Source organism: Fredinandcohnia quinoae (assembly GCF_022427965.1).
Lineage (GTDB): Bacteria > Bacillota > Bacilli > Bacillales > Bacillaceae_L > Ferdinandcohnia > Ferdinandcohnia quinoae.
Genome location: NZ_JAKTTI010000001.1, coordinates 97,722 through 112,285 on the forward strand (window position 1 = coordinate 97,722; position 14,564 = coordinate 112,285).

Annotated in this window: 15 protein-coding genes; all 15 read right to left on the reverse strand. The window is 34.9% G+C overall.

Translation table 11 applies throughout. The features are described 5' to 3' along the window. Nucleotides 1–2 precede the first annotated feature (2 nt). The gene (gene fliJ / locus MJG50_RS00475; protein WP_240251779.1) at nt 3–446 is read right to left on the reverse strand and encodes a flagellar export protein FliJ; all 444 of its coding nucleotides are present in this window, start codon (nt 444–446) and stop codon (nt 3–5) included. Nucleotides 447–451: 5 nt separating this feature from the next. Next, nucleotides 452–1,768 carry a flagellar protein export ATPase FliI gene (gene fliI / locus MJG50_RS00480; RefSeq protein ID WP_240251781.1) on the reverse strand — a complete coding sequence of 439 codons (1,317 nt, stop codon included), beginning with the start codon at nt 1,766–1,768 and terminating at the stop codon, nt 452–454. A gap of 3 nt (nt 1,769–1,771) precedes the next feature. Next, entirely contained in the window at nt 1,772–2,530 is a 759-nt protein-coding gene (gene fliH, locus MJG50_RS00485; RefSeq protein ID WP_240251783.1) for a flagellar assembly protein FliH, read from the reverse strand. Continuing rightward, nucleotides 2,523–3,542: a flagellar motor switch protein FliG gene (gene fliG / locus MJG50_RS00490; protein WP_240251785.1), complete on the reverse strand. Its 1,020-nt coding sequence runs from the start codon at nt 3,540–3,542 to the stop codon at nt 2,523–2,525. The genes fliH and fliG overlap by 8 nt, the downstream gene beginning before the upstream one ends. 13 nt (nt 3,543–3,555) lie before the next feature. Beyond that, a complete protein-coding gene (gene fliF / locus MJG50_RS00495; RefSeq protein ID WP_240251787.1) occupies nt 3,556–5,151 on the reverse strand; it encodes a flagellar basal-body MS-ring/collar protein FliF in 1,596 nt (531 codons plus the stop codon). Nucleotides 5,152–5,193: 42 nt separating this feature from the next. Next, nucleotides 5,194–5,493, reverse strand: a complete 300-nt coding sequence (gene fliE, locus MJG50_RS00500) for a flagellar hook-basal body complex protein FliE (RefSeq protein WP_240251789.1) — start codon at nt 5,491–5,493, stop codon at nt 5,194–5,196. Between the two features lie 9 nt (nt 5,494–5,502). Then, entirely contained in the window at nt 5,503–5,952 is a 450-nt protein-coding gene (gene flgC, locus MJG50_RS00505; protein ID WP_240251791.1) for a flagellar basal body rod protein FlgC, read from the reverse strand. A 2-nt stretch (nt 5,953–5,954) separates the two neighbouring features. Next, nucleotides 5,955–6,350: a flagellar basal body rod protein FlgB gene (gene flgB / locus MJG50_RS00510; protein ID WP_240251793.1), complete on the reverse strand. Its 396-nt coding sequence runs from the start codon at nt 6,348–6,350 to the stop codon at nt 5,955–5,957. A 333-nt stretch (nt 6,351–6,683) separates the two neighbouring features. Next, entirely contained in the window at nt 6,684–7,463 is a 780-nt protein-coding gene (gene codY / locus MJG50_RS00515; protein WP_240251795.1) for a GTP-sensing pleiotropic transcriptional regulator CodY, read from the reverse strand. A gap of 24 nt (nt 7,464–7,487) precedes the next feature. After that, entirely contained in the window at nt 7,488–8,888 is a 1,401-nt protein-coding gene (hslU, locus tag MJG50_RS00520; protein ID WP_240251797.1) for an ATP-dependent protease ATPase subunit HslU, read from the reverse strand. A 12-nt stretch (nt 8,889–8,900) separates the two neighbouring features. Further along, complete coding sequence (gene hslV / locus MJG50_RS00525; RefSeq protein WP_240251799.1) at nt 8,901–9,443, reverse strand: ATP-dependent protease subunit HslV; 543 nt, start codon at nt 9,441–9,443, stop codon at nt 8,901–8,903. Between the two features lie 16 nt (nt 9,444–9,459). Continuing rightward, entirely contained in the window at nt 9,460–10,362 is a 903-nt protein-coding gene (gene xerC / locus MJG50_RS00530; protein WP_240251801.1) for a tyrosine recombinase XerC, read from the reverse strand. 152 nt (nt 10,363–10,514) lie between these two features. After that, nucleotides 10,515–12,590: a type I DNA topoisomerase gene (gene topA, locus MJG50_RS00535; RefSeq protein ID WP_240251803.1), complete on the reverse strand. Its 2,076-nt coding sequence runs from the start codon at nt 12,588–12,590 to the stop codon at nt 10,515–10,517. Nucleotides 12,591–12,711: 121 nt separating this feature from the next. After that, the gene (dprA, locus tag MJG50_RS00540; protein WP_240251805.1) at nt 12,712–13,593 is read right to left on the reverse strand and encodes a DNA-processing protein DprA; all 882 of its coding nucleotides are present in this window, start codon (nt 13,591–13,593) and stop codon (nt 12,712–12,714) included. A gap of 68 nt (nt 13,594–13,661) precedes the next feature. Then, nucleotides 13,662–14,564 carry a succinate--CoA ligase subunit alpha gene (gene sucD / locus MJG50_RS00545; RefSeq protein WP_240251807.1) on the reverse strand — a complete coding sequence of 301 codons (903 nt, stop codon included), beginning with the start codon at nt 14,562–14,564 and terminating at the stop codon, nt 13,662–13,664.

Here is a 14,564-nt window from a genome sequence, read left to right on the forward strand (position 1 = left end):
ACCTAAATTCCTTTGTTCATATATTGTTGAATCGAGATTTCATCCATAAAATGATTTTCAAAAGCATTTATTGTTTGTACATGATTTGCAAAATCCCGCTCTGATATTTTCTCATATTTTTTCACTTCAATATTTTTTTCAGTTAGAATCGCCTGTAGTTTTTGCATTTTATTTCTACTTTTTACAACTAATTGTTGATAATAATTAATTGTTTTTTCCAAGCTCGAAATAAAGTACTGTTGGCTTCTAATATCATCAATGGATAGACCATTAGTCAATTCTTCGCGCTGATGCTCTTCAAGAGTTTCTTTCTTCTTAAGGGAATCATATAAACCTTGGGCAACATTCTCAAACTCCTTAACTGATTCCTTATAATCAGCTAAAACTTGATTTTTTTCATTTTCTTTTATCGTTAATATTTTTTGAAATTTAAATTGATAACTCATAGGGATCATTCACCTTTTTCAGTAAGTTGATTTAATTGTTGCACACTATCTTCGAATGTAACCTTTTCATCTGTTTCTTGTTTAAGAAATGAGATGATTTTTGGATAATAGCGGATCGCTTCATCAACTTCAATGGATGAGCCTCTTTTATAAGCACCTATATTAATTAAGTCTTCAGAGTTCATATACGTAGCCAAAATACCTCTAAGTTTTTCAGCATTCTTCTTATGATTCTTAACCACAATTTGATTCATTACACGACTAATACTTTTCAACACATTGATAGCAGGATACTGTCCTTTATTAGCAAGGTTTCTGTCTAAGACAAAATGGCCATCTAAAATACCTCTAACCGTATCAGCAATTGGTTCATTCATATCATCACCATCAACTAAGACAGTATAAAAAGCAGTAATTGTTCCAACATCATTTGCACCAGTACGTTCTAAAAGCTTAGGAAGTGTAGCGAATACACTTGGAGTATATCCTTTTGTAGTTGGTGGTTCACCAATCGCCAATCCAATCTCTCTTCCCGCCATTGCGACACGTGTAACTGAATCCATCATCAGCATTACATTTTGGCCTTGATCCCTAAAATATTCTGCAATTGCGGTTGCGGTCATTGCAGCCTTCATCCTTAATAATGCTGGTTGGTCAGATGTGGCAACGACCACAATTGATCTCTTTAAGCCTTCCTCACCTAAATCCTTTTCCATAAATTCTCGTACTTCTCTACCACGTTCCCCAACAAGTGCAATTACGTTAATATCTGCCGTCGTATTGCGTGCAATCATCCCTAATAATGTACTCTTACCAACACCACTACCCGCAAAGATACCAACTCGTTGACCTTTTCCAACCGTTAATAAACTATCAATCATTCTTACTCCAACTTCAATTGGTTCATCAATTGGTGGACGATTCATCGGATTTGGTGGTTCCTGTTCAGTTGGAACAGATGTCAACCCTCTAGTCGCTAAGCTTCCATCAAGAGTTTGACCAAGAGGGTCCAACACTTTTCCAATAAGAGAAGCCCCAACCTTGATATCAAGTGGTTTGCCAGTTCCTTCTACAATACTACCTGGTGAAATATCCTTCACATTTGAAAATGGCATTAATATGACATTTTCTTCACGGAAGCCAACAACTTCAGCTTGTATACTTCTTTTTTTAGTTGAGCCGACTAAAATATTACATATATCCCCAATGGAACACTCAGGACCTCTTGATTCAATCATTAAACCAACAACTCTAGAAACTTTTCCGTAGCGTTTATAGGAATCTATTGAATTAATTTCACTGAGAAGTTCTATTGCCCTCACGAATTATTCCTCCATTAGAAAAGAAAGAAGCTTTTCTTTTATTTCCATTAGTTGACTATCAACACTTGCATCAATTTTTCCAAATGAAGACTCTATGAGACAATCTGTTTCTTTTAGCTCTTCAGATGGATATATATATATATCTGTTTCCCGATTAAAGATTGCTAGAAGTTCGTCTTTTTGCTTTACAAATAACGGATAATAGGAAGGATTTACATGAATTGTAATATTCGTATGTTCTTTCACTTCCTTGATTGCTTTTTTTACAAGATACAAATAATCATCTGGATGTTCAGTTAAGTGTGTTGATAATATTTTCTCTGCAATTTTTATTCCTAATTTAAGAATAACCTCTTCAGAGGATTGTAGGTATTGATCATAATCACGCTTTGATGCCTCAATTACTTCTTTCCCTTCAGCAATCAAATCGTTGCATTCAGCATATCCCGCTTCTTTTCCTTGTTGAATACCGATTAAAAATCCTTCTTCTTTTGCGTTTTCAATCAATTGTAGCTTCTCAATCTCCCAGTTTTGCCTCTCTTGCTCCATTTGTTGGCGTATTGCGTTTGAATAACTGATGGCATCATCCATAATCTTTTTAGCCTTACTATTAGCCTCTTCCAAAATCTCTCCATACGTATGTTGAGGAGTAGTTTCTTCCTCCTCATTATTGGTATCACTAAATTGAAGTATTTTTAATTCAATAATACGTTTAGAGGTATCTGAACTATGTGCTAATCCCGACTTAATTACGTTAGACAATGATATCATCTCCTCCACCACGAGCAATAACAATTTCGCCAGCTTCTTCTAATCTTCTAATTACGGATACAATTCGAGTTTGTGCCTCTTCAACGTCACGTAATCTAACTGGACCCATGAATTCCATTTCTTCTTTAAAGGTCTCAACCATACGACTAGACATATTTTTAAACACAATATCCTTAACTTCTTCACTTGCAACCTTAAGTGAAAGCATAAGATCTTCATTTTCAACATCCCTAATAACACGTTGAATTGCACGGTTATCCAATGTAACGATGTCTTCGAATACAAACATCCGTTTCTTAATTTCTTCAGCTAATTCCGGATCTTGAATTTCTAATGCATCCAAAATTGTCCTCTCTGTTGCTCGATCAACACCATTTAACACTTCTACAACTGCCTCGATTCCACCAGTTTGTGTATAATCATGCGTAACAGTTGCAGATAATTTACGTTCCAAAATTTGTTCAACCTCATTAATAATTTCAGGTGACGTCGAATCCATTATCGCAATTCTCCTTGCAATATCTGCCTGTACATCTTGAGGCAATTCAGAAAGTATTTGTGCAGCCTGTGTTGAGTCAAGATACGATAAAATTAAGGCGATTGTTTGCGGGTGTTCGTTTTGAATAAAATTAAGAATTTGACCCGGATCCGCTTTTCTAGCAAAATCAAAAGGTTTCACCTGTAGCGAAGAAGTTAGTCGGTTTATGATAACACTTGCTTGCTCTTGACCTAGTGCTTTTTCCAAAACAGTCTTCGCATAACCAATTCCACCCTGAGTAATATAATCCTGAGCTAGAGCTATTTGATGAAACTCTTCCATAATTTGTTCTTTTGCAGCAGCATCGACTTTCCTTACACCTGAAATCTCCAATGTAAGTTTTTCAATTTCTTCTTCAGATAAATGTTTATATACGGATGCAGAAACATCTGGTCCTAAAGAGATTAAGAGTATGGCTGCTTTTTGCTTTCCTGTTAATTCACTATGAACATCCCGTTTTGCCATATTTGTAACCCCCTTAATCCTCAGTTAGCCATGAACGCAATAGTTTTGCAAAATCATCTGGTTTATCTTTTGCCATCTTTTCGAGTTGTTTTCTTCTAACTGAAGCCTCAGATTCATTCTCTTCATTAACATCAGGAATTGGATTAAAAAAGACATCCTCATTTTCTTCAATCGTTTCTTCGATATTGTTATTTTTCTTTTTACGAAATAACAATACTAAAACAACAATCAACAGTACTACTAAAACTCCACCAACAATGTAAATCCATAATGGAATCTTAGCCTTACTAGTTTCATCTGTATTAACAGCTTGTTTTCCATTAAATTTTTGAACCGAAACAACAATTTTATCTTTAATTTCATCTTCTGTTAGCTGTTCGTTCGCATCTTTATTAACGCTTGTTCTTACAATTGTGCTCAAAATTTTCTCAATATCCTCAACAGTACTATTTGGTAATGATGAAGGATCTTCCGGATTTGGAGCTTCAACCATTACTTGGATACCTAAATCTCTGATTTTATAAGGTGCTTCAACGATATCTTTCTTAATACGATTTACTTCTTTATTTACACGTTCTTCGACTTTTTCATAATCTCCATTATTTGCTTCATCGCCAGCAACATAGCCCGGTATATCAGCATCACCTGTTACAGCAGTGCCCCCAGCTTGTGCTCCATTTCCAGTAAATGTTTCAGTAATTCGTTCCACACTAATATCAATCCCTTCATTATTTTCGGGATCAACTGGTGTAACTATGTCTTCATGGCGATTTTCTTGTGAAAAATCAATATCAGTAGTTACAGAAACTACGACCTTATCTTGCCCCATCATTGTTCCAAGCATTTGTTGTACTTGTCTCTGGATATCACGTTCAACTTCGTGCTTTAAATCAAGTTGTGAAGCAATATTTCCAACACCTGCTGCATCTTCTTCATTTTCTAGATCAAAGTACTCAAAATATTGATTGGTAATGACGATATTATCAGTAGGAAGGTTCGGAACGCTTTTAGAAACTAGATGATATAATGATTTTATTTGCTCTTGATCAAATTTGTATCCAGGCTTCGTATTTAATCTAATAGCCGCTGAAGCCTCTTCCTTATTTTCTGTTACAAAAATACCTTGTTCTGGTACAGTGATCATTACACTTGCATCATTCACACCTTCAAAGCCCTTAATCAGATTGGAAAGCTCTGTTTGCGTTGCTTCTAATTTCATGACATTAAATTCATTATCAGTCATACCGAAACCAGAGTTTTGAGCAAAAAATGAATAATCTATATTTCCACTATCAGGTATACCTTCTGCAGCTAAATCTACCATTAAGGTTTGTACCATTTCTTCAGGAACTTTTATTGTTTTTCCATTATCAGCAATTTCTGATTTAATGCCTTTTGAATCCAGTGTAGCTTTAATTTGCCCTGTTTCTTGTACCGATAGATTAGTATATAGCGGTACGAGATTTTGTTTTGACGTTATAACAACAGTAAGTGTTAGTAATAATATAACTAAAATTGGCCCCCCTATTATAAGGCCTTTTTGAAGGGATGACCGTTTCTTCCAAAATTCTACTATTCTATTTTTATATTGGTTTAGTTTCTCGTTCATAACATGCCCCTTAGTCACAAGATGAAATAAGTAATCGGCATACTAGACCTGCATTCTCATAATTTCCTGGTAAGCTTCAATTACTTTGTTGCGGATTTCGAGAGTTGCTTGTAATGAAACACTTGCTTTTTCCGAAGCAATCATTACTTGATGAAGTTCTACATTTTCGCCGTTAATTAATTTTTGTGTCATTATATCTGAATTATTTTGTGCTTTATTTACATTATTAAGTGCATCTTTTAGAAAAGTGCCAAAGTTTGCATGCGATTCATTTGCACTAGGTAGTTTTACTGAAGTTTTATTAAATATTTGTGGAGCTGTTGAATTTATTTTATCAATCATACATTTCACCTATTTTCCAATTTCTAATGCTTTCATTAACATTCCTTTTGATGCATTAAAGACTGTCACATTTGCTTCATACGTTCTTGTTGCACTCATCAAATCCACCATTTCTTTTAATGGATCAACATTTGGCATCTCTACATAGCCATCTTCGTTTGCATCTGGATGATCTGGGTTATAAACAAGTTCAAACGGAGTCTCATCTTCAACGATTTTTGCTACTTTCACACCATTACCTACACTATTACTATTTACAGCTTTTGAAAGATAAGAAGAAAAGTTCCCGCCCTGTTGTTGCTGGACAACCATCTTCCTTTTATATGGTTCCCATTCACCATTTACCAGCTTTCCTCGGGTAGTATCAATATTTGCCATATTCGATGAAATAACATCCATTCTTAGTCTTCCAGCAGTTAATGCTGAAGCACTATTATTTAAACTATGAAAAATCGACATCCTTACTTCCCTCCTCTAATTACTGACTTTAGTGAGTTAAACTTCCCACTTATGCGATCCGTTACGGCGTTATAGTAGATTTGATTTTCCGCTAATATTGCCATCTCTTTATCAACATCAACGTTATTCCCATTATGATTATAAGATGTGTCGTTTTTTGTAGTGATTTGATAGTTAGAACTGCTACCGCGAGAGAATTCTAAATGCTTCTCACTAGTTCGATAGGCACTCATTTGCTGTCCAACTTCCTTAGTAAGATGGTCCTTAAAGCTAACATCTTTCGCTTTATAGTTTGGCGTATCTACATTTGCGATGTTATTAGAGATTACCTTTTGTCTTAAAGATGAGTAATCTAGCGCATTTTCCAGTGATTTTATTGTATTAGAAAAAAGTTTCAATTTTATCCCCTCACAAAAGTACTACTTGCTTCGAATATATATAATGAATTGTGTAACACAAATCTCATTCTAATGAATTTTTACCTATCTGTCTATGAAGCTTAATGGAAAATCACCCTTTTTTCGACAATATCCTTCTTTAGTCCTGGTCACTTCTATGTATATTATAGTTGTTACTAAGACAACATTCACTGTTTTTTTACATTTTTCGGAGGTGTAGTTTTTTCCATTGACTATTTTTGACGAAAAATAGCATTTATCGCATCATTTTTTCCAAAAGTATATTTCCGCAAAAAAAAAAGATGGATGAACCATCTTTTTTTTGATTGGTTATTAGTTAGATTTTAACTTTTCTAATTCAAATAAAAATTTGTCATTAAGTACTTTTATGTATGTACCTTTCATACCTAATGAACGAGATTCTATTACACCAGCACTTTCTAACTTTCTTAGTGCATTTACAATAACAGATCTTGTTATACCAACTCTATCAGCAATTTTACTTGCTACTAATAATCCTTCATTTCCGTTAAGCTCTTCAAAAATATGTTCAATTGCTTCAAATTCACTGTATGATAATGAACTAATAGCCATTTGTACAACTGCTTTACTTCTTGCTTCCTCTTCAATTTCTTCTGCTTTTTCACGTAGAATTTCCATACCAACTACAGTAGCACCGTATTCAGCAAGAATTAGATCGTCATTTCCAAAATCTTCTTCTAAACGGGATAGGATAAGTGTACCTAATCGTTCTCCACCACCGATAATTGGAACAATCGTTGTTAAGCCACTCATAAATAACTCTTTGTTCTCAACAGGAAAAGCTGTATATTCGCTATTTATATCTAGATTTGAAGATGTTTCCGTAATGTTAAATAAACTTTTTGTGTATTCTTCTGGAAATTGGCGATCCTCGAGCATTTTTTTCATTCGTTCATTTTCAATTTGTTGATTAATTGTAAAGCCAAGTAACTTGCCACGACGACTTAATAAGAAAATGTTTGCACCAATTACATCACGTAATGTTTCAGACATTTCTTTGAAGTTAACTGGTTTACCAGCGGCTTTTTGTAACATTGAATTAATTTTTCTAGTTCTTTCTAATAATGGCATTTTAAATTACTCCTCCTGAACTTTTTACAAAATAAATTGACTTAAATCTTTATTTTTAGCGATAGTACTTAATTTTTCATCTACATATTTTGGTGTAATCGTAATTTTTTCCATCGATATATCAGGGGCTTCAAAAGATAAATCTTCTAAAAGTCTTTCTAAAATCGTATGTAATCTACGAGCACCAATATTATCTGTGTCTTGATTTACTTGATACGCAACTTCAGCTATCCTACGAATAGCATCGTCAGAAAATTCAAGTTGTATACCTTCTGTTTCTAATAAAGCTATATATTGTTTTAAAAGAGCATTATCAGGCTCTACTAAAATTCGATAAAAATCATCCACAGTTAATTTTGTTAACTCAACCCGAATTGGAAAACGACCTTGTAATTCAGGTATTAAATCAGACGGTTTTGACATATGAAAAGCACCTGCAGCTATGAAAAGCACATGGTCTGTTTTAACTGAACCATATTTGGTTACAACAGTAGATCCCTCTACAATCGGTAGAATATCACGTTGAACGCCCTCTCTAGATACATCAGCTGAGGAAGAATTTTGCCCTTTTCCCGCAATCTTGTCAATTTCATCAATAAAAATAATCCCTGTTTGTTCTGCTCGAATAATTGCATCTTGGGTTACTTCATCCATATCAATTAGTTTTGCAGCTTCATCATTCGTTAAAACTTTACGAGCTTCTTTAACTGTTAATTTCCTCTTTTTTCTTTTTTTAGGCATGAAGCTACTTAAGGCATCTTGCATATTCATTCCCATTTGCTCCATACCTGAGCCTTGAAGCATATCAAACATGGAAGGTGCTTGTTCCTCTACTTCTACCGTAACATAATGATCTTCAAGCTCTCCCAACGCGAGCTTATGTGCCGTTCTTTTTCTCCGGTCACTTATGCTCTCGTCTTCAGATTGTCTTTCAGTATCATTTTCTGAAGTTGTGTTGCCTCCAAATAACATTTCCAACGGATTTTTATAGTTGGATTGTTTTTTTGAGCTAGGTACGAGCAATTCAACCAAGCGTTTATTTGCATTTTCAACTGCTCTTTCTTTAACATCTACCATTTTTTCTTCTTTTACAAGACGAACAGATGTCTCGATAAGATCACGAACCATCGATTCCACATCTCGACCAACATAACCTACTTCGGTAAATTTAGTTGCTTCTATTTTAATAAAAGGCGCTCCAACAAGCTTGGCTAAACGTCTTGCAATTTCAGTCTTACCAACCCCTGTTGGTCCAATCATTAAAATATTTTTAGGAACAACTTCATCCCTAAGTTTCTCATCAAGCAAGCTCCGTCGATATCGATTTCTTAATGCAATCGATACTGCCCTTTTTGCTTGATTTTGACCTACAATAAATTGATCTAGTTTTTCTACAATTTGTCTTGGAGTTAGATTTGTCCTCATTTTAATCTCCTCCTATAGTTCCTCAACTATAATATTTTGATTAGTATACACACAAATTTCACTCGCAATTTCTAAGGCTGCTTTTGCAATTTCGTTAGCACTTAAATGTTCACCAGAATATTTTTTTAATGCACGCCCAGCAGATAAAGCATAATTGCCACCGGAACCTATTGCTAATATTCCATCATCAGGTTCAATGACCTCACCTGTACCAGATATAAGCAATAAATCTTTCTCGTTCATTACGATTAGCATGGCCTCAAGCTTTCGGAGTACTTTATCACTCCTCCACTCTTTCGCAAGTTCAACGGCAGCTCTTTGTAAATTTCCATTAAACTCTTCCAATCTACCCTCAAACATTTCAAATAAAGTAAAGGCATCTGCAACTGAGCCTGCAAATCCTGCGATTACCTTATCTTGAAAAAGCTTTCGTACCTTTCTTGCGGTGTGTTTCATAACAACAGCATTTCCAAATGTAACTTGACCGTCACCTGCCATAGCTGATTTTCCTTTGTGTTTAACAGCAAATATTGTTGTTGCATGGAAACTAGACATTTTCACGTTTACCTCCTTATGCACGTGGATGTGAAGACATATATATATATCTCAAATGGTCTTTTGTAACATGAGTATAAATCTGTGTCGACGATAGATTTTTATGTCCTAATAATTCCTGAACAGACCTCATATCTGCACCTTCATTCAATAAATGTGTTGCGAACGTATGCCTAAGTACGTGCGGACTAATATGTATTGTTGAAGAAGCCCTTTTAATTATATTGTTTAATATATGTCTTACTCCCCTGGTAGTAAGCGATCCACCTCGAAAATTTAAAAATAAATGATTTGTTCGAAGTGTTGATTTTTCCATTAATTGCTTACGACCATTTGATATATATTCATGTAATGCGTGGTCTGCATAACTTCCAAAAGGTACATAGCGCTGTTTATTTCCTTTACCATGTACTAAAATTGTACCTAATGAAAAATCAATATCTTGTAATTGAATCTGGCAACACTCACTAACACGAATCCCTGTCGCATATAAAATCTCTAATAATGCCTGATCTCGTTGACCCGTGCTAGTCGAACGATCAGATGCTTCAAAAAGCTTCTCCAATTCTTCTTTATAAAGAAAGTGTGGAATCGTTTGGTCCTTCTTTGGTAAGGAAACTAATGAAAATGGATTATCAATAATCAATTTTTCCCTAAGAAGAAATTGAAAAAAGCTACGCAAACTCGAGATTTTTCTGGCAACTGTTCGTCTTGCGAACTGTTGATTATAAAGTTCCGTTAGATAAAGACGAACATCAGAGTAGGTTATATCTGAAAAATGTAAAAGCAATTGTTGATTCATAAACAATATAAAATCTTCAATTGCTTGTTCATAATGAACAATAGTATATTGTGAATAATTTTTCTCAATTTGTAAATATTCAATAAACAATTGTAACGATTTCTTCACATTTTCCATTATCTTCACCTCACAAGGGCTACTAAATAGTATCACAATTTAGTAGCCCTTGCAAACAAAAACTATAATTTTTTTCAAAAATTCTGAATTGTGTCCGAGAGCGTGTTTCGATTAATAGAAAATGGTGAGCAGCTGATATGCTCACCAAGTGGCTACTTTTGGGTCTCCTCTTTGTAGTCACATTCTGTACACTGTACTTGAATTCCCTTCTTCAACTTCTTTTCAACAAGAAGATTTTCACATTTTGGACACTTTCTAGCTAACGGTTTATCCCATGATAAGAAATCACAGTCAGGATATCGATCACAACCGTAAAATATTCTTCTCTTTTTAGATTTTCTTTCGATAATATTTCCTTTTCCACATTTGTCACATGGAACACCAATTTCTTTTACGATTGGTTTCGTGTTACGACAATCAGGAAAATTCGAACATGCCATGAATTTACCATAACGGCCCATCTTAAATACCATTGGATGCCCACAATTATCACAGTCTATGCCTGCAGGCTCATCCTTTATTTCAACTTCCTTCATTTCTGACTCAGCAAACGTTAATCTTTTTTCAAAATCCTGATAAAATTCATCTATAATTTTAACCCATTCCACTTTTCCCTCTTCTATTTCATCCAAGCTATTTTCCATTTTAGCTGTAAACTCTACATCAAGAATTTCCGGGAAGAATTCCAACATGAGTTCTAATACAATTTCCCCCAATTCAGTTGGAACAAATCTTTTATTATCAAGTGAGACATAACCTCGTTTTTGGATCGTATCTAAAGTTGGAGCATACGTTGACGGTCTTCCTATTCCTAGTTCCTCTAACATTCTAACTAGGCGTGCTTCAGTGTATCTAGGAGGTGGTTGAGTAAAATGCTGTTTAGGATCAATATCTTTAGATAATATCTTGTCCCCCTCTTTTAAGTCAGGTAACATTTTCTCCTTTTCTTCTTCGACATCGTCACTTCCCTCAACATACACTTTCATAAAACCAGGGAATTTCACTTTTGAACCTGTTGCACGAAAAACAACTGGTCCATTCATAAGATCTACACTCATTGTATCCATTATTGCAGATGCCATTTGACTTGCTATAAAACGTTCCCAAATCAACTTGTATAAACGTAACTGATCTCGACTTAAAAATTCTTTAACACTGCTCGGTTCTCTATAAATAGATGTTGGACGAATTGCTTCATGGGCATCCTGTGTTTTAGCACCCTTTTTTTCTTTTCGTTTCACTTCTGTAACATATTCTTTGCCAAAGGTAGTTCCAATATATTCAGATGCTTCTTGAACAGCAGTTTCAGATATTCGAGTTGAGTCTGTTCGCATATAGGTTATCAAACCAACAGTTCCATCTTTTCCTATGTTTATTCCTTCATATAATTGCTGGGCAAGCATCATTGTCTTTTTCGCTCGGAAGTTTAACTTTCTGGCAGCTTCCTGCTGTAATGATGATGTGATGAAAGGAGGTGCTGGATTTCTTTTCCGTTCTTTCTTAGTAACCGAGTGAACAGAAAATGTATTACCTTCCAACTTCCGCAGATTTTCTTTAACATCACTCTCATTATTTAAATCAATTTTTTTCCCATTGATACCGTAGAATTGAGCTTCAAATTGGTTATTTCCTTTTAAGAAATCCCCTTTAATTGTCCAATATTCTTCAGGCTGAAAATCTTGAATTTCATTTTCTCGTTCAATTATTAGCCTAACTGCAACAGATTGTACTCTTCCAGCACTTAATCCTTTTTTCACCTTTTTCCAAAGTAATGGACTAATATTATAGCCTACTAATCTGTCAAGAATTCGTCTCGCCTGTTGTGCATCAACCAAATCCATATTAATAGCACGCGGATGTTTAAATGATTCTTTGATAGCATCCTTCGTTATCTCATTAAAAACAACTCTGCAGTCTGAAGTAACATCTAAGTTCAAACTATGGGCCAAATGCCAGGCAATTGCTTCCCCTTCTCGATCCGGGTCAGCTGCGAGATAGACTTTCTTCGCTTTTTTTGCTGCAGTTTTTAAATCCTTCAGCACCGGTCCTTTACCACGAATTGTAATATACTTTGGTTCAAACTGGTTATCAACATCTACTCCTGTTTGACTACGTGGTAAATCTCTAACATGGCCCATTGATGCCTTTACTTTATATTTTTTTCCCAAATATTTTTCAATTGTTTTTGCTTTTGCTGGTGATTCAACAATGACTAAAAAGTCTGACATGAAGTGCTTCCTCCTTAAGAGGTAAAATCGAAATTATTTAAATCCTACCTATTATTAAATATACTTATACAATTTGTCAAACAGTATATACATGTTTTTTATTATTCATATTGCAAAAAGCTTATATAACATATTCAAATTCTGCTAAAATGTCTTCACTGCTTAAAACTAATTTCGCTCCACTTTGAATCAATTTATTAGTACCAATACTGGACTCCTCGAAGATTGAACCAGGAATCGCAAATACTTCTCTACCTTGTTGAATTGCTTGATCAGCTGTAATTAGCGAACCACTGCGATCTTTTGCCTCAATTACAATTGTACCAGCGGCTAGTCCACTGATAATTCGATTTCTCATCGGAAATTGCCATTTCTCAGGTTTCATATATGGTGGATACTCAGATATAAGTAAATGGTGTTCCTTAATAACTCCAGCAAGTTCACGATTTTCTGGAGGATATATATGATATAATCCACCAGCAATAACCGCTATCGTTTTTCCTCTATTATGTATCGCTAATTGATGTGCTCTAGTATCTATCCCTTTTGCTAATCCACTACTTACAACCCATTTTTTTCGGATAAGGGGTGTAAGAACCTTTTCCATACTATGATAGCCATAGCTTGTTGGTGTTCGTGAACCAACAACACTAATTATCTTATTTTCATTTAAAATTGCAGGATTTCCTAAATAATACAATACCCATGGCGGATCATAGATTTGTTTCAGTCGATATGGATAATGATCATCAAGAATGGTAATCGTCTGGATATTATTCATATTATATTGTTTTAGCATACTTTGGAATGATTCAGAATGCAAATCATTTAGAAATAATTTTAATTGAGTTTTTGAAATTGGGAGAATTTTTTCGTAGAACCTTGAAGAGTAATTATATATAGAAGAAAGTATGGGGTCAACCTTTAGAAGACAATAAATCGATTTCCAACCAATTCCTCGACAATGGTGAAGATGTATTAATTTTTCTCGTAATTTTTCCATAAAAAGCTCCTTTTTTGTATGATAAAGAAACAGTCCCTAAAAAAAGGAACTGATTCTTTAAATAGGAATTAATGAGTCTTACATTTCTCGAAAAGACCCTGTTCTTTTAAAACGGAAATTAATGTTTCACCCATTACTGAAGGTGTTTCAGCAACCTTAATTCCACACTCATTCATCGTTTTAATTTTCTCAGCAGCAGTACCTTTACCACCTGAAATTATCGCACCAGCATGGCCCATACGTTTTCCCGGAGGTGCAGTTTGACCACCGATAAATCCTACTACTGGTTTAGTCATATTTGCTCTTACCCACTCAGCAGCTTCTTCTTCAGCTGTACCACCAATTTCACCAATCATGATGACAGCATATGTTTCTTCATCTTCATTAAACGCCTTTAGTACATCAATAAAATTTGTCCCATTTACCGGGTCTCCACCAATACCAACAGCTGTTGATTGACCAATTCCAGCTTGAGATAACTGATGTACAGCTTCATACGTTAATGTTCCCGAACGTGAAACAACACCAACATGACCTTTTTTATGGATGTAACCAGGCATAATACCGATTTTACACTCTTCTGGAGTGATAACACCAGGACAGTTAGGTCCTACTAAACGAGTCTTTTTACCCTCCATATAGCGTTTTACTTTTACCATATCAAGCACAGGAATATGCTCTGTAATACAAATAACTAAATCTAATTCCGCATCTACAGCTTCTAAAATAGCATCTGCTGCAAAAGGAGCTGGAACGTAGATAACAGAAGCATTTGCACCAGTAGTATCAACAGCTTCCTTAACAGTGTTATATACTGGTACTCCTTCTACTTCACTTCCACCCTTCCCTGGTGAAGTTCCGCCCACAATTTTTGTACCGTATTCAAGCATTTGTTTTGTATGAAATAACGCGGTTGAACCAGTTATTCCTTGAACAATTACTTTTGTATCTTTATTAATAAAAACACTCAT